This window comes from Clostridium sp., assembly GCF_050717545.1.
Lineage (GTDB): Bacteria > Bacillota > Clostridia > Clostridiales > Clostridiaceae > Clostridium_AD.
Genome location: NZ_JBOITN010000034.1, coordinates 1 through 17569 on the forward strand (window position 1 = coordinate 1; position 17569 = coordinate 17569).

General features: G+C 31.0%; 16 protein-coding genes and 2 tRNA genes. 3 read left to right on the top strand and 15 right to left on the bottom strand.

Annotated features, from left to right (window positions below; genetic code table 11):
* Nucleotides 1-266 precede the first annotated feature (266 nt).
* Nucleotides 267-527, top strand: coding sequence for a DUF4230 domain-containing protein (locus tag ACREVX_RS10790; RefSeq protein WP_431544323.1), 261 nt, complete (start codon nucleotides 267-269; stop codon nucleotides 525-527).
* Nucleotides 528-605: 78 nt separating this feature from the next.
* Here ACREVX_RS10790 and ACREVX_RS10795 read toward each other — a convergent pair whose 3' ends face one another.
* From ACREVX_RS10795 to ACREVX_RS10805, 3 genes are all read right to left on the bottom strand, one after another.
* On the bottom strand, nucleotides 606-1427 hold the full coding sequence (locus tag ACREVX_RS10795) for a TPM domain-containing protein (RefSeq protein WP_431544195.1): 822 nt from the start codon (nucleotides 1425-1427) through the stop codon (nucleotides 606-608).
* A 10-nt stretch (nucleotides 1428-1437) separates the two neighbouring features.
* The gene (locus ACREVX_RS10800; RefSeq protein WP_431544196.1) at nucleotides 1438-2007 is read right to left on the bottom strand and encodes a LemA family protein; all 570 of its coding nucleotides are present in this window, start codon (nucleotides 2005-2007) and stop codon (nucleotides 1438-1440) included.
* 202 nt (nucleotides 2008-2209) lie between these two features.
* Nucleotides 2210-3226 (bottom strand): MarR family transcriptional regulator, encoded by a 1017-nt coding sequence (locus ACREVX_RS10805; RefSeq protein ID WP_431544197.1) that lies wholly within the window; start codon nucleotides 3224-3226, stop codon nucleotides 2210-2212.
* A 289-nt stretch (nucleotides 3227-3515) separates the two neighbouring features.
* Between ACREVX_RS10805 and ACREVX_RS10810 the strand changes: the two genes are divergently transcribed.
* Both ACREVX_RS10810 and ACREVX_RS10815 read left to right on the top strand, forming a co-directional pair.
* Nucleotides 3516-5195, top strand: a complete 1680-nt coding sequence (locus ACREVX_RS10810) for a SulP family inorganic anion transporter (RefSeq protein ID WP_431544198.1) — start codon at nucleotides 3516-3518, stop codon at nucleotides 5193-5195.
* 204 nt (nucleotides 5196-5399) lie between these two features.
* On the top strand, nucleotides 5400-7391 hold the full coding sequence (locus ACREVX_RS10815) for a fructose-1,6-bisphosphatase (RefSeq protein ID WP_431544199.1): 1992 nt from the start codon (nucleotides 5400-5402) through the stop codon (nucleotides 7389-7391).
* Nucleotides 7392-7513: 122 nt separating this feature from the next.
* Here ACREVX_RS10815 and ACREVX_RS10820 read toward each other — a convergent pair whose 3' ends face one another.
* The 12 genes from ACREVX_RS10820 to ACREVX_RS10875 form a co-directional block, all read right to left on the bottom strand.
* Nucleotides 7514-7705: a hypothetical protein gene (locus tag ACREVX_RS10820; protein WP_431544200.1), complete on the bottom strand. Its 192-nt coding sequence runs from the start codon at nucleotides 7703-7705 to the stop codon at nucleotides 7514-7516.
* A 129-nt stretch (nucleotides 7706-7834) separates the two neighbouring features.
* Nucleotides 7835-9232: a S1C family serine protease gene (locus tag ACREVX_RS10825; RefSeq protein WP_431544201.1), complete on the bottom strand. Its 1398-nt coding sequence runs from the start codon at nucleotides 9230-9232 to the stop codon at nucleotides 7835-7837.
* A 178-nt stretch (nucleotides 9233-9410) separates the two neighbouring features.
* Complete coding sequence (pepT, locus tag ACREVX_RS10830) at nucleotides 9411-10637, bottom strand: peptidase T (RefSeq protein WP_431544202.1); 1227 nt, start codon at nucleotides 10635-10637, stop codon at nucleotides 9411-9413.
* A 12-nt stretch (nucleotides 10638-10649) separates the two neighbouring features.
* Nucleotides 10650-11240: a DUF1836 domain-containing protein gene (locus ACREVX_RS10835; RefSeq protein ID WP_431544203.1), complete on the bottom strand. Its 591-nt coding sequence runs from the start codon at nucleotides 11238-11240 to the stop codon at nucleotides 10650-10652.
* A 184-nt stretch (nucleotides 11241-11424) separates the two neighbouring features.
* The gene (gene nth, locus ACREVX_RS10840; protein ID WP_431544204.1) at nucleotides 11425-12060 is read right to left on the bottom strand and encodes an endonuclease III; all 636 of its coding nucleotides are present in this window, start codon (nucleotides 12058-12060) and stop codon (nucleotides 11425-11427) included.
* Nucleotides 12061-12207: 147 nt separating this feature from the next.
* Nucleotides 12208-12915: a lysophospholipid acyltransferase family protein gene (locus ACREVX_RS10845; protein WP_431544205.1), complete on the bottom strand. Its 708-nt coding sequence runs from the start codon at nucleotides 12913-12915 to the stop codon at nucleotides 12208-12210.
* A 38-nt stretch (nucleotides 12916-12953) separates the two neighbouring features.
* A complete protein-coding gene (queG, locus tag ACREVX_RS10850; RefSeq protein ID WP_431544206.1) occupies nucleotides 12954-13946 on the bottom strand; it encodes a tRNA epoxyqueuosine(34) reductase QueG in 993 nt (330 codons plus the stop codon).
* A 14-nt stretch (nucleotides 13947-13960) separates the two neighbouring features.
* Nucleotides 13961-14545 (bottom strand): serine O-acetyltransferase EpsC, encoded by a 585-nt coding sequence (gene epsC, locus ACREVX_RS10855; protein WP_431544207.1) that lies wholly within the window; start codon nucleotides 14543-14545, stop codon nucleotides 13961-13963.
* A 188-nt stretch (nucleotides 14546-14733) separates the two neighbouring features.
* Nucleotides 14734-15645, bottom strand: a complete 912-nt coding sequence (gene cysK, locus ACREVX_RS10860; protein WP_431544208.1) for a cysteine synthase A — start codon at nucleotides 15643-15645, stop codon at nucleotides 14734-14736.
* A 601-nt stretch (nucleotides 15646-16246) separates the two neighbouring features.
* Complete coding sequence (locus ACREVX_RS10865) at nucleotides 16247-17215, bottom strand: NAD(P)/FAD-dependent oxidoreductase (protein WP_431544209.1); 969 nt, start codon at nucleotides 17213-17215, stop codon at nucleotides 16247-16249.
* Between the two features lie 109 nt (nucleotides 17216-17324).
* Nucleotides 17325-17400, bottom strand: a tRNA-Trp gene (locus ACREVX_RS10870).
* A gap of 38 nt (nucleotides 17401-17438) precedes the next feature.
* Nucleotides 17439-17514: transfer RNA gene (locus ACREVX_RS10875), tRNA-Trp, on the bottom strand.
* Nucleotides 17515-17569: the final 55 nt, after the last annotated feature.

The window sequence follows — 17569 nt, forward strand, 5'->3', positions numbered from 1 at the left end:
TCAACAATTTAATATCCATTTTATGTAATCATTCGTGTTTACCAATGGTCTTTTTGTTGTGCTTAAAATTAATCAAAATAATTCTAAATAAATTTCAAACTAATAGTTGACTTTAACTAGCTGGTCTATTCCCTTTTGGGTTTAATATAATAACAACTCTTCAACATAAATCAACTACATCTTTATTAACTATTATACATAATTTCCTAGTTTAAAACATACTTTTTATAAAAATATATTTATATTATCTAATAAATAAAAAAATAATTATAACCCTAAAAAAGGCTATAATTCTAGATCATGTTATAAATGATAAAGCTTTATTCGTTTATGATGAAAAGTCGTCAATATTTAACAAACTAAGTATGCAAGATATGATTGATGAGATAAGTAATGAGAAGAGAAATATCGAAGTCGATTTATTGAAAACAGGATTTTTAGAAGGGGCCAACGAAAACACTAAATTACTTTTACAAGGCCTTCTATCTTCTATGGATTTTGAAAATATAACAATAAATTTTAAATAATTCTGCAAAAAAAGATGAAAGCAGAAAATGAATCCGTTTCTGCTTTTTATCTATTCTATTCTATTCAGTTTTAATTTATTAAAATCCTCCAGAAGATCCACCACCACTTGATGATCCACCACCGAAACCTCCAGAAGACCCGCCTCCATAGCCACCGCCATTTCCACCATTTCTTCCACCTCGTCCAAGAAGCACGCTCCAAAATAATATTTTCATCAAGAATCTAATTATCCTACCTCTGTTAAAAATAATATCTAAAAAAATTAATACAACAATCCCTATTATTAGAATCATATTTCCTTTTTTAGATGTATTTGAATTTTCCGGCGCTCCATTATTTTGTGGAACATTAATATTTTTATCTAGTGTTACATTGTATTCTTTTGCTATATTGTCTGATAAGACTGAATATGCTACCCTAAGTCCTTCTCCATATTGTGCTTGTTTGAATTTAGGCACTGCAAAATCATTCATTACCCTTGATGAGAAAATATCAGTAACAGCACCTTCTAGCCCTGTACCTACCTCCACTCTCCATTGCTTTTCTTTTACTGAAAGCAGTATCAATAATCCATTGTTCTTATCTTTTTTACCAATTCCCCATTTTCTAAAAATACCATTAGCATACGCATCTACGCTTTGACCCTGAACGGAATCTATAACCACTACAGTAGCCTCTGCTCCTGTTTTATCTTCTAATTCCTTCCCCACCGATAGAATATATTGTTTTGAATCATCATCCATTACATTAGCATAATCATTAACATATTTCAAATCCGTAACGCTGGGAAAATCAACAGCAGCTTTCACTAAATTCATAGCGACTATTTGGCTTAACATCAATATACTAATCATAGCTATGGAAAAAACTCTAATTTTAAACTTTAAATAATTCTTCATATTCTATCACCTACTTAGTAAAGTCAACTTTTGGTACTTCTTTAGCTGATTCACTAGCCTTATAATATGGTTTTTCATCAAAACCAAAATTTCTTGCAATAATTGAGTTCGGGAATTTTTTAATTGTACTGTTATAGTCATTAACATTTGTATTATAATCCTGCCTTGCTATACCTACTCTGTTCTCTGTGCCTTCTAGTGCCACCGTTAAATCTTTAAAATTTGCACTAGATTTTAAATCCGGATAATTCTCTACAACTACTAAAAGCCTTGAAACCGCGCTCCCCAGTTCACTATCCGCTTGTGCTTTATCTGTTACATTTTGCGCACCGCCAAGTTTAGCCCTGGCATCTGCTATTTGCGTAAAAATCTGTTTTTCTTGCGTTGCATAGCCCTTAACTGTTTCTACTAAGTTCGGAATTAAATCTGATCTTCTTTGTAGCTGTGTATCTATGTTTCCCTCTGATACCTTTACCTTTTGCTCTAAACTTATCATCTTATTGTAACCTCCAATAATGGGCATCGTTATTATTAGGATGATTACCACAACAATCGCAATTGTTCTTAACGTTTTATTCATTCCAATACCACCTCTCTATTTTATAGAAGATATACTTATTAATTATTAAATCTATCCTTACATAATAATTTATGAGTTTATTAACGTTACTATACTAATTTGCTATTTATTCTTTGAAATTATGTATTATTTAAAAAAGATATTTTTAATACATAAAAGAAAAAGCACATTAAACAAATAAATGTTTAATGTGCTTTTTCTTTTATTTTACAAATGCTCTATTTTGAATAATATCAAAAGTTTTTTTTACATATTCCTCTGTCTTATAATTGCCTAATTTATTATTCATTCTAATTAACAGACTATTCATTGTTAAAATATCTTTCAAACTTATACCCCTTAATTCCTCAAAGATCAATAAACTTTTTTGGTTTTTTATATAATCTTCTATTATTAAAATTTCGCCTTCTTTTGTTATATCTAAATAATAAGCATTTTTTATTAAAGCCTTTTCTTTATGAATATAATGTTTAACCTCTAGATTTTTTACTATTACATGAACTGTAGATGGTGACCAGAAACTAATTTCGCTTAACTCACTTGATGTAATTCCTGGAAATGCTGCAATTATCCACATTGCTCGTAGTTGAGCATATGTAACATTAAATTCTTTAAGCGGTTCACTATGGTTACTTTTGATAGTTAAAATAAATGTTCTTAAAAGATTATAAACACTTATTGTTTTTTCTATAAGACTCACCGCATCTACGTCAAAACCCGTTAAATCAATTTTCAAACTCATTTCATTAATCCTCTTTATATAATCGAAAATAAATTCATTCTTTTCCTTTATGATAATGCCCGTGAATATTTCGATAATAAAATCTAGTTCCTTATGTGAAAATAGTCCAATTAGATCAAATAGTATTATTTTTTTTTGTTTGTTTTGCTTATTTATATTTATAAACAAGTCTCCACTCTCTGTAAGTTGAAACTTATATACTTTTTTATTACTAGTTTCCCCTTTATATATTAGCTTTTTACCAATTAATATTTTGATCATATTACTAACTGTCGGTGAGGTCCAACATCCTATTTTAGCAATATTACTAAGTGATATTCCTGGAAATACCTTAATAATCCAAAGTATTCTAAGTTGAGGCAGAGTTATACCTGAGGTTTCCACCGTCCTCGCATAATTAGACTCAATTTTCAAAAAAGCGTACCGAGCTATATTATATAACGAATGTATATTAAATAAATATTCCTTTTGCTGCATAAAATTTCCCCTTATATGTTAGTTATAATTGATATACAGTATATTGTATCAAAAAAATTATACCAAATCAACAAAAGGATTTTATAATGTTATCTCAATATTACAAGAAAATACATATTACGCATTGTTCTTTTCAAAAAAATATGATATAATTATGAATGTTGTTTTTAAAATTTAATAATATAAATTAGTATATCTCAAGTTAAATCATCTCCTACGGAGCTGATAAAACTTGAATTTAATTTATTTTTAATATTCGAATGCTAATTAAAATAAAGGAGTGGAAATCATGTTCGTCCCAAAACTGTATACCTGTTTAAAAAACTATTCTAAAGATCAATTTATCAAAGATTTTATTGCTGGAATCATTGTTGCTATCATAGCTCTCCCTTTATCTATAGCTCTCGCCATAGCCTCTGGAGTATCCCCTGAAAAAGGAATTTACACAGCAATTGTAGGTGGATTTATAGTCTCCTTGTTAGGAGGAAGCAGAGTTCAAATCGGTGGGCCTACTGGTGCTTTTGTAGTTATTGTATTTGGCATTGTTCAGGAATTTGGCATCGATGGACTAATCGTTTCTACAGTGCTCGCTGGCATCATTCTTATATTAATGGGTCTTTTAAAATTCGGTAGCATGCTAAAATATATTCCCTACCCTATTACAACCGGATTTACAAGTGGTATCGCAATTCTTATATTTTCTACCCAGATTAAAGACTTTTTCGGTTTAAATATGGCAAGCGTACCTTCTGAATTTATTCCTAAATGGGGTGCTTATCTAAGCAGTTTTAGTACTTTAAATGTGCAAAGCACTATTATTGGTATTGTTTCACTTTTAATAATTGTGTTTTGGCCTAAAATAAATAAAAAAATTCCTGGGACCCTTATAGCAATAGTACTTACTACCGTGGTTGCCCTTGTATTAAATCTCAATGTAGCAACCATTGGAAGTAGTTTCAGTAACATTTCAGGTTCATTACCTACTATTTCTATTCCTCATACATCTTTTGCTATGATAAAACAACTAATGCTTCCTGCTCTAACCCTTGCAATTTTAGGTGGAATAGAATCATTATTATCTGCAGTAGTCGCTGATGGTATGATTGGTGGTTCGCACCGCTCTAACATGGAACTTGTGGGTCAAGGAGTAGCTAATATTTTCTCAGGCCTATTTGGTGGAATCCCAGTGACTGGTGCAATAGCTCGTACTGCAGCTAATGTAAAAAACGGAGGTAGAACTCCCGTTGCAGGTATTGTTCATTCTATATCATTGCTTGTAATACTATTAGTATTTATGCCATATATAAAACTTGTACCGATGTCCTCTCTTGCTGCAATATTAATTGTAGTATCATACAATATGGGAGAATGGGAATCATTCACCCAAATACTTAAGGCCCCTAAAAGTGATGCAGCCGTACTTTTAGTTACCTTTTCTTTAACACTGTTCTTCGACCTCGTAGTTGCTATAGGAATAGGTATGCTTCTAGCATCATTATTGTTTATGAGAAGAATGGCAGATGTTACAGACGTACGATATGTTCTTGATGAGAGTGAAGATGAAGACCAATTAGAGTATATAGATACCATAAAGACTCCAGATAATGTATCTCTATATGAAATTAATGGACCTTTCTTCTTTGGCGCAGCAGATAAATTTATACGTACGATTAAAGAAATAGGAATTCCTCCTCTAGTTTTAATTTTAAAGATGTCAAATGTACCTGCTATCGATGCTACAGGTTACCATGCTTTAGAAATGCTTAATGCCCTTTGCAAGAAACATCACACAACGTTAATATTATTAAGTCTTCAAGACCAACCTCTTAATGCTCTTGGTAAATATGGATTCATTGATAGTTTAGGTGCAGAAAATATCTGCAATAATATTGAAGAATCTCTTTCAAGAGCTAATTTCTTATTAGAGAAGGCTAAGGCCTTAGTAAAACGAAAAAATACCACCTTATAATTAACTAATGTGAAAAAACACCTATATATCAATATTTGATATATAGGTGTTTTTTCTAGGTGTGATTATCAATACATTACTAAAATAAAAAAAATTCATCTTAATTATACTCTATACTCCAATAATGTATTATAATACTAATATAACTTTTATATTAAACAAGCTATACTAATAAAACTATTGCAATATAAAGGAGAGTCAAAAATGATATTTTCTAGTGAAACATCTATCGATACTTTAGAAGAAGATTTGAGATACCTTAAACTACTAGCTAGCAAGTACCCTACAATTCCAGATTCTTGTACAGAAATTATAAATTTACAAGCGATTTTAAATCTACCTAAAGGAACTGAACATTTTCTTTCGGATCTTCATGGTGAATATGAATCTTTTACTCACGTACTAAGGAATGCTTCCGGCGTAATTAAAAGGAAGATTAATGATATCTTTGGTAATTCACTTAGAGATAGCGAAAAAAAAGAACTAGCAACTCTTATTTATTACCCAGAACAAAAATTAGAAATATCACTTAGAGAAGAAGCCGACATAGAAGATTGGTATAAAATAACGCTTTATAAACTTATTGAATTTTGCAGAATCATCTCTTCTAAATATACTAGATCTAAAGTGAGGAAAGCACTTCCTCCAGATTTTTCGTATATTATTGAAGAATTACTTCATGAACAACAAAGTACCTTTAATAAACAGGAATATTATAATGGAATTATCCAGACCATAATTAGAATTGGAAGAGCAAAAGAATTTATAGTTGCTATTTCAAACCTAATTCAAAGACTTGCTATAGATAGACTTCATATTATAGGTGATATTTATGATAGAGGACCTGGTGCACATATAATATTAGATACTCTTATGGACTACCATTCTATTGATATACAGTGGGGTAACCATGATATGCTTTGGATGGGCGCCGCAGCTGGCTCTGAACCCTGCATTGCTAATGTTCTTCGTATTTCAACAAGGTATGCAAACCTGGAAACAATAGAGGAAGGTTACGGCATTAACTTATTGCCCCTTGCAACATTTGCTTTAGATTTTTATAATAACGATCCGTGTAAATCCTTTAAACCTAAAGTTTTCCCTGAAAATAATTATAGGGAAAAGGATCTTAATTTAATGTCGCAAATGCATAAAGCTATTACAATAATTCAGTTTAAACTTGAAGGTGCACTAATAAAAAGGCGCCCTCATTATGAAATGGAGTCTAGGTTACTGCTTAGCAAAATAGATTATGAAAATGGCACCATAAATATTGATGGAAAAGAATATGTACTTAACGACACTAATTTCCCAACCATTGACCCTACTGATCCTTATAAATTAACCGAAGATGAAACAGAACTTATAACCAGACTTAAATCTTCTTTTGCAAATAGTGAGAAACTCCAAGAACATATTAGATTTTTGTATACCACCGGAAGCATGTATTCTAAATATAACTCTAATTTACTTTACCATGGTTGTGTTTCATTAAGCGAGGATGGTAGTTTTAAAAAAATGAAAATAGATAACATAACTTACAGCGGAAAATCTTATATTGATAGAACGGAAAGACTCGCTCGCGAAGCTTATTTTGGGAAAGTTAATTCAGAATCTAAGCTTTATGCCCTAGATAACGTATGGTATTTATGGTGTGGCTGTAATTCCCCTTTATTTGGTAAGGATAAGATGGCTACCTTTGAACGATATTTTATAGATGATAAAAGTTCTCATAAAGAGATTAAGAATCCGTATTATAAGTACAGAGATGATGAAACAACATGCAACAATATTTTAATTGAATTTGGCTTAAACCCAAATGATTCACATATTATAAATGGCCATGTTCCTGTAAAAACTAAAGAAGGTGAGAGCCCAATAAAAGCAAACGGTAAACTTTTAGTGATTGATGGTGGCTTTTCTAAAGCATACCAACCAGAAACAGGTATTGCAGGATATACACTCATTTATAATTCTTATGGATTGCTCCTGGCCTCCCATGCACCATTTGAATCTACTCAAAAGGCTATTGATGAAGGTAAGGATATTCTTTCTTCCACCATAATTCTAGAAAAATCTTCAAACCGTATACGTGTAGTAGATACAGATGTAGGCCTTGAAATCAAGGACCAAATTGAGGATTTAGAATTACTTCTTACCGCATACAGAAAAGGGCTTATCAAAGAACAAGGATAATATTTTAAATATATTTTAGTATTCATAAATAAAACCCACTTGGTATTTAACTCGCCAAGTGGATTTTTAACTTATTCGTTTTAGCATTAAACATTTAATTCAATTAGCATTGAAGAATATTATTACTCAATACCTTGCTTACTTAACAATTGTTGCAATTTTTGAGCTTGCATTGCTGATTGCTCTGCAAATTCCCTAAACGTACTACTTACTTCATCTGATGATACCTCTGTTGCAAATGATTGATAGTCTCTAACATTTTCTTGTGCATCTAATAATTTTTTCATAATAGTGTCTCTTGTATTCATTTCCATATTTATCACCCCTTTATTTCTATTTTCCCACAAAATATATTTTTTTATGTATTTAAATTTGCTAATAAATAAATAAAAAAAATAGAAATCATATGATTTCTATTTTTCCATCTAACATATATATCTGCCTTATTCAGAAAGTGTTAAATCTATTTTTACTGTCTTTTTATTTCTAACTAATTCTATTTTAACTATATCTCCAGCCTTATGAGTAGTTTTAATCTTATTTATTTCTGCCACAGTCTTAATTTCTTGACCATCAAACTTTGTAATTATATCACCAACTTCTATACCAGACTTTTCTGCTGAACTAAATTCTTTGATTTGCAAAACATATACCCCTACTTCCAAATTACGTTGCTTAGAAATCTCTTCAGTTATATCTCTGCATGCAATTCCAATGTTGAGCATAGGTTTAATTAAATTCTCAATTTTAGGATTAACAGTATTGATAGGTATAGCAAAACCCAATCCTTCTACTGCGTCTTGACCTGTAGAAGCAATTTTAGCTGTATTTATTCCTATAACCTCGCCTTTAGAATTTACAAGCGGTCCACCACTATTACCTGGATTAATTGCTGCATCAGTTTGTATAAATTTTAAATCTTTATTTTCGATACTCACTTGTCTATTAACTGCGCTCACAATGCCTGTAGTAACTGACCCAAGCAATTCTTTTCCTAGAGGATTTCCTATAGCGACTACAGATTCTCCTACTTCAAGAGCATCAGAATCTCCAAATATAGCTACACCTGGAACTTTTGTACCATCTACAAGTTTAATTACAGCTACATCAGCCTGTGCATCATAATTAACTACCTTTGCAGTAACTTCCTTTCCATCACTTAGCATAACTTTAATACTCTGTGCTCCACTTACAACATGATAATTAGTCAAAATATATCCATCTTCACTAAATATCATTCCAGTTCCCACACCTTCTTGACCTCGGGACTGGCCATTAATATTACTACTTACACTAGAACTATTAGTTGATATTGCTACAACTGAAGAACTAACTTTTTTTACAATTTCAGGTACAGTTAAATTTTCCGTACTAGTACTAGTAACAAGCTTTGTACTTGTTGTAGATGGTGCTTTCACACTAGGTTGCTGCGTTGTAACCTCAGCACTAGAATCTTTCATCATATTCATTGTAACAATAGCAGATCCAGCGCCCCCAAGTGTAGAACATATTACACCTACGATTATATATGATACAATTCTTTTTCTCATACCACCCTTTTGTTTTTTGATTTTTTTATCATTTACCTGCGTATAATCAGTATTTTCTAGTTGTATAGGCATAGTTTCGCTTTCTCTTTCCCTATACTCATCATTGAGTACGTTTGCCTCAATATTTTCTTTTGCCTCTTGGTTTGTGCTTTTATAAGAATCGTTAGCATTTTCAATAGTGCTTGCATTATCAATTATATTTTCATTATCGATTGTACTAGCCTTATCAATTGTGTTTTCACTATTAATTGCATTTTCATCTGCCTTATTATTATTTATATCATCACTCATACTATTTGCCTCCTTATTTTTTATTCCACGGGTTATGTTTTAGCTTTAATTATATTTTAAGACTTTTATGTTACAATATAGTGGCAAAATTGTTAACAAACCTTGAACTAACTTTAAATAAAAAACTACTCCTTTTAAGAATTTAAAAAGAGTAGTTCTTTAGTATACTTGTATATTATTATTTACCAGTATATAACTCAACTATTTTAAGTATTACTTCAACAGCCTTTTCCATAGCAAACGTTGGAACAAATTCATATTTACCATGAAAATTGTGACCTCCTGCGAATATATTTGGCGTAGGAAGCCCCATAAATGAAAGCCTTGCACCATCGGTTCCACCACGAATGGGAACCATTATAGGATTTATTCCTACTTCCTTCATGGCCAAAAATGCGGTATCCACAATATGTTTAACTGGTTCTATTTTTTCTTTCATATTAAAATATTGATCTTTAATCTGTATTTCAACTGTGCCCTCACCATATTTATCATTTAATTTGTCCGCTACATTTTTAATGTATAATTTCCTATTTTCAAAGTTCTCTTTAACAAAATCTCTTATGATATAATTTAGTTTTGTTTCTTCCACTTCGCCATTAAGACTAATTAGGTGATAAAATCCTTCATACCCCTGCGTAGTAGCCGGAGTCTCATTACATGGCATAAAGTTTACAAATTCATTTGCTATAAGCGTTGAATGAATCATTTTTCCTTTTGCTGATCCTGGATGAACATTTCTTCCATGAATGCAAATTTTCGCTCCTGCCGCATTAAAGTTTTCTTGTTCGAGCTCTCCAATAGTTCCACCATCCATAGTATATGCAAAATCCGCACCAAATTTTTCAACGTTAAACTTATCTGCTCCACGACCCACTTCCTCGTCTGGAGTAAATCCAATACAAATTGTGCCATGAGGGATATCAGAGTTTTGAGTTAGATGTTCAACAGCTGCCATTATCTCTGAAACTCCTGCTTTATCATCAGCCCCTAGAAGCGTTGTTCCATCTGTTGTAATAAGAGTTTTTCCTAAGTAATTTTTCAATTCTGGAAAATCTTTAGGAGATAATACTATGTTATTTTCTTTATTTAGTATTATATCTTCTCCATCATAGTTTTCAATTAATTTAGGATTAACGGCAATCCCTGGCATATCAGGAGCCGTATCCATATGAGCTATAAAGCCTATAATAGGAACATTTTTTTCTATATTAGACTTAAGTGTTGCCATTACATATCCATTTTTATCTACATTGGCATTTTCTATCCCCATAGATTTTAGTTCCTTCACCAATTCTATTGCAAGTACCATCTGCCCCTCAGTGCTTGGGACTGAAGTTGATTCCTCATCTGATTTAGTATCATAACTTATATATTTTAAAAATTTTTCTACAACATTTGACATATTGCCATCTCCTTATTCTTTTTTTAAAAAACTATCAATTAATTTTTCTGCCATTCGCTTTTGCATATTAGCTTTATTAATAAGTGAAAGCAGCATTAATATTAATTCTATTAATTCTCCATCCTCTTTTCCCATCTCTTTAATCTTCTCTTTTATAGACTGGGCAATTTTATCCATATCAAGTGCAAACTCTTTATTTTGCACTTCTTTAATATCTAAAAAATTATTATATAAATCTTCTAATGGAATGCTAATACTTTTTGGAGCTTTTACATCTATAATAGGATCAAAAATTGTATTTATATCATTTATAGATACAGTTTGCTTCAAATTATAAATAAGTGTAAGTAAAATCATATGTTCCTTAGTATATTTTTTATTTTTAGCAGGCATTAAGACTTTGCCTTTAGTATAATTATTAATCATAGTTTTTGTAAGGATTTTATCGTCTTCATTTCTTTTAAGGCTACCAAGCTTATCGTTAAAAAAAGTAGTAGCTTGATCCATATATAAATCTACACATGGTATTTCTGCCAAACTAATATCTTTTGCTCCTATTATTTCTTCTACTAATTCATTTAGACTCTCCTTGTTATAGTTCATTTATTACACCTCGCTTCTATTATATAGTGTAGATTAGACATAATCCATATTTTTATATTAATTTACAAATATATTATCTTAAAAATAAACTGGTATATTTAAAATGTTCATTAGATGTAACCAACATATACAACACTATTATACAATTAATTAATGTTTAATCCTAAAAACAGAAAATAATATATTACTTTCTCTTGCCATTTAGGAATTCACAATAAGGTGCTATGGGGCATACCCCACAATTAGGTTTTCTAGCTTTACATATTTCTCGTCCATGCCATATAATGAAATGATGAGCATCACTCCACATTTTTTTCGGTATATTCTTCATAAGCTCTTGTTCTACAAGTTCAACATTTTTTCCAGTAGCAAGTCCAATTCTTTTTGAGACTCTAAATACATGAGTATCCACTGCAATAGCAGGAATACCAAATGCATTAGATAGTACCACATTAGCAGTTTTTCTTCCAACCCCCGGAAGTAGTATTAATTCTTCCATAGAACCCGGCACCTCACCATTATGTTTTTCTAGTATAAGTTTTGTCGCTCCTAAAATATTTTTACTCTTATTATTATAAAACCCGCAACTCTTAATTTTTTCTCCTAGTTCTTCTTTTGACAAGGTAATCATTGATTGCGGTGTATTATAGTTCTTATAAAGCTCCATTGCAACAACGTTTACCCGCACATCTGTACATTGTGCAGATAGTATTGTTGATATTAAAAGCTCATAATGCGACGAAAAATCTAGCCCACATTTTACACCAACATACGTTTCATTAAGAATTTCTAGTACAACTTTGATGGTTTTTTTATTCATATTATTCACCTGCTTAAAAATATTTTATCACAAACCCCATAAAAATAACCCATATTTAATGTTTAATAAAAATACGTTGTTAACCCCAACTCGCTAGGCAACAACGTATATTTATTAAATACATATAAATACTTGAGGTAATAGCAATCACTTGCAGTCAGAATATACTCCTCGATACTGCTCTGGAATCATCACAGCAATGCTTGACATTATTTCAAACATAACTCTGTCGTAATATTCATCTCTGTCCTCACCTTGGTTTTTACCGTCAAGTGTTATAGGGTCACCAATCTTAATATTTACATCTGCATGATGAAATCTTTCTGATGCCATATTACCATCGTTAATAGGTAAAAGCTTTTCAGTTCCCCAAATACCCATTGGAACGATTCTAGCCTTTGATAATTTAGCCATTAGTATTAGACCTCTTTTGCCCTCTATCATTTTCCCATTCCTACTTCTCGTACCTTCTGGAAAAATCATAATGTTATTGCCAGCCTTTAACGTATTAACTATTTTGGATATAGCTTCTTTATCTGCTGAATTCGGTTTCAATTGTATGGTTTTAGCTACATGAAACCCTAATTTAGTAAGTTTATTATCTGTTAGTTTTACACCTGCAACGAAAGTTACGTTGTTGTCTTTTAATAACTTGTTCATAACAATACCATCCGCATTACTTAAATGATTGCATATGTAAATTATTGGAGATTTTATATCTTTAATTTTCTCCATACCCATTGTCTTAATGTTTGCATATTTGTTAATGTATGAATCTAACATTTTTTTTGCTATATATGTTACAACCTTATCGGGCAAAAAATCTATTACTCCTAACATCACTTTGGGGATCATCTGAATTCCACCTTTCATAGAAAATAGCTTCATAATTATTATAATTTGAAATGCTTTAAAAGTCTATAATAATATTCTCTTATATAAGGTGATGTATCCTTGTTAACATCCATAATTTTACGTTTTTGGGTGTTAATCGCATTAATGATTGCATTTCTTTTAATTATATTTTTACCTCTCCATCCACAAGAAGTTATTTTGTATTTATACTTAAATAATTTATTATCAATACTAATAAGATTTTCAAGTTCAATTTCTTTCATATGTTCATAAGGTTTAAGTTCTTTAATCGTACTAAACTCAATCTCTACGTTGAATGGACATGCTCTTTGACAAGTATCACATCCAAATAATCTACCTCCTAATTTATCAAACCAGTAGTCTTCTATATCTTTTTTTTGAGTTATGTAGGATAAGCATATATTTGAATTGTTATTTATTCCTACTTTCCCCTCTGTTATAGATTTTGTAGGGCATGATTTTAAACATATGTCACAATCTCCACATCCGTTATGAATTGGTTTATCAGGTTCTATTACTAAATCAGTTATAATTTCCCCCAAAAAAACATACGATCCATATTTTTTCGTTATTAATGTATTATTTTTACCTATAAATCCTACTCCAGCAAGTTTTGCAATATACCTTTCAGGTAACGCATTACTATCCACAAGATGAACCGCTTTGAATCCTAGCCCTCTAATAAATTCACATATTTTTTCCATATATTGAGACGTAACAATATGATAATCTCTTCCTAGTGTGTAACTAGAAAAATTAATCTTATTGCCGTAATCTAAATTATATAAATACGGAAATGCAATAGTAATTATTGTTTTCCCCTCTGCCATATATATAAAAGGATTTATCCTCTTATCTACATCTTGCTCCTCAAATTCATTATCAAACCCAATTTTTTTTCTTTCATGGAAATAAGGACTTAGCTCATGATACATCCTACACTCGCTAAATCCTATAACATCCAATCCATTTACTTTACAAAATTCTATTATTTCTTTCTTAACATCCATATGAAAGTTCCCTTTTATATTACCATATCGTTATATATTCTTTTAACGCTCCCTGCATAATCTTTAATTTCTATTATTGTAATTTCATTCACAAAAATTACTCTTGCAGGTATACCTACTGCAGTCGCCCTTGGTAATACATCTTTTAAAACTACTGCATTTGCACCAATCTTACTACCAGTTCCTATATTAATTGGGCCCAAAACCTTTGCTCCTGCACCTACAATAACGTTGTTTCCTAAGGTAGGATGCCTTTTACCAGTATCTTTCCCTGTACCCCCTAGCGTAGCCCCTTGGTACATGGTTACATTGTCTCCAATTTCTGTCGTCTCTCCAATAACTACTCCCGTTCCATGGTCTATAAATAATCCTTTTCCGATTTTAGCCCCCGGATGTATTTCAATTCCAGTAAAAAACCTAGCTGTTTGGGATATAGCTCTAGCCATAAAAAATCTTTTATGGTTATACAGAAAGTGTGCTATTTTATATAAAATAATAGCATGTATGCATGGATATAATAATATCACTTCCACCCAATTCTTTGCTGCCGGATCTTTTTCTAATACATTATTAATTTCATATTTTAACATTTTAAACATACGATAATTCCTCCTATAGAATTATAGTTTGTAAATATCCAAATCAGTTTTTTATATAAATTTGGATATTTAAAACTCTCATGCTTGGCACATTTAAATAAATAAATAAATAGTCAGTATATTACTCTATCTTCATGTGCCTTTTTTATCTATAGATTAGAAACAAATGTTTTAAGCTTACTTTAATTCTAGTCATATATCCCCATTGAAATATACTTTTCTCCTCCATCAGGTGCAACTGTAACAACCTTTTTGCCTTTACCTAATCTTTTAGCAATTTTTATAGCTGCTGCAATATTAGCTCCTGTTGAAATTCCTACTAATATCCCTTCTTCTTTAGCCATTCTTTTTGCTAAATCAAAAGACTCTTCATCAGTAACATTTATTATTTCATCAACTACACTCGCATCATAAATGTCTGGTGTAAAGCCTGCTCCTATTCCTTGTATTTTATGTGGACCAGGTTCTCCTCCTGATAATACTGGAGATTTTGCTGGTTCAACTGCAACTACTTTAATGTCACTTCTAATTTCTTTTAATCTTTTACCTACACCAGTAATTGTTCCACCAGTTCCTACTCCTGCAACAAAAACATCTACATCTTCTACATCACTAATAATTTCTTCTGCAGTAGTAGCATAATGTTTTTCTGGATTTGCTAAATTAACAAATTGTTGTGGTATAAAATACTCAGGTTTTCCTTCTGCTATTTCCCTAGCTTTATTTATAGCACCTTTCATACCTTTTGAACCATCAGTAAGCACAAGTTGTGCTCCATAAGCCTTAATTAAATTTCTTCTCTCAACACTCATACTATCTGGCATCACAATAATTACATTATATCCTTTAATTCTTCCAATCATTGCAAGTGCTATTCCCATATTTCCACTAGTTGGTTCAACTACAGTAAATCCTTCTTTTAAAAGACCTAATTCTTCTGCTCTTTCTATCATACCAAGTGCTGCTCTATCTTTTATGCTTCCTGCTGGATTATATTTTTCTAATTTTACAAATACATCAGCCATATCACCATTCACTAATTTATTTAATTTTAAAACCGGTGTTGCTCCTATCATATCTAAAACATTGTTATACATCATAATAATATCCCTCCATTTTTAATAATTAAATTACATTTCATAATAAATAATTTACATTTAAAGCTATCCATGGTTCAATAATTTCTAAAATATAAAACCAATACATATATATTTAATAATGTATCATTTTACAAGTTTTTGGGTACAAAAAAAACTCCCTCTAACATTAGAGACGAAGTTTCACTTCGTGGTCCCACTCTAAGTTATAATTATTATAGTAATTATAACACCACTTTTTAAAGCACAATGTTATGCTCTATCACAATAACGGGCGAATCCCGATGTAGCCTACTTTGGTCACATAAATTTAATAACAATTAGGTTGATTTTTAAATCTTTAACTTGTTATCTATTTTTATGTGACCAATTCGGTACATAACTCCAAAGGGCACTTCACATAAGTTTCCAATAAGAATCTTCTAAGCTTTAGACTCTCTCTCTGTAAATTCTTCTTATATTACTTTCCTTTTTCTTAGTATTTCTTATTATTTTTTAGCATTCCCTAGTATTCTAGTATGAATTACTTTTCTTTATTATATTCTTATCCTCAAAATATGTCAACAGTATTTTGTTTGTTTTTTACAACATTCTATTATGGATTTTAATTATTTATATATTGTGATGTGATTTTACCTATACTGTATCCTTGCTTTACTACATTATTTGCATAACTATATCCACTAGCTACGCTTCCACAAGCAAAAACACCCGCTATATTCGTTTGTGAATTTTCATTTAACACAATACGCCCCGTAGACCCAGCAACTATAACTTTTGATTGTTTTGCAAGTTCATTATCAGGATATAGATTCACTGATAAAAGTAATGTATCACAAGAAATATATTCTTCACTATTTTTAATTATTTCGTTATTATTATCAAGCTTTACTAAGGTAATTCCTTCAATCCTACTTTTACCTTGAATATCTATCACCTTATGTTTTGTTCTTAATGGTATATTAAAGTCATTAAGTGAATTTATCAATTTTTTATCATATGCTTCTATAGACTCTTTTTTTTCAACTACAGCTTTTATGTTTGCACCTTCTATTACTAGTCTTCTTGCGACTATTAATGCAATATCACCAGTCCCTAATATAACTACTTGCTTCCCTGGCATATATCCTTCTATATTTATAAACTTTTGCGCACATCCAACTGTATAAATACCTGCACATCTACTACCTGGCAAATTCGAAAACCCTCTTGGCCTCTCCCTACACCCTGTAGCAAAAATTATAGCCTTTGCTTTAATTTTCAAAATTCCATCACATGTATTTACTACACTAATTTCCTTAGAATCATTTATATTTAAAACCGTAGTATTTAATTTATATAAAATTCCAAGTTCGTTTACTTTATCTATGAATTTCTGCACAAATTCTGGCCCCGTAAGCTCCTCACTAAAGATACCTTTACCAAATCCATTATGAATACACTGATTTAGTGCTCCGCCTAATTGATTTTCTCTTTCTAAAATTATAATTTTACCTTCATGGTTTTCTTTAGCTGAAATAGCAGCTGCAAGGCCTGCGACGCCTCCGCCGATTACTACTATATCATATTGCATAACATACCCTCCAGTTACAAGGAATCTTCAAATTTCATTTTCAGACGCCTGATATTAAATTTATTAAATCAACGTAAAAACCCGTGAAATTAATTTCACAGGTTTTATTTGGCAGGGATAGTAGGACTCGAACCTACAACCAATGGTTTTGGAGACCACTACTCTACCAATTGAGCCATATCCCTTTATTAAGTCTTGAAATTTTAAAAATCAAATCGTAAAATGGCAGGGATAGTAGGGGTCGAACCTACAACCAATGGTTTTGGAGACCACTACTCTACCAACTGAGCTATATCCCTATAATTATAATAATTTACGATTTAATACTAATTTTCACTTCCACTATAACTGTCA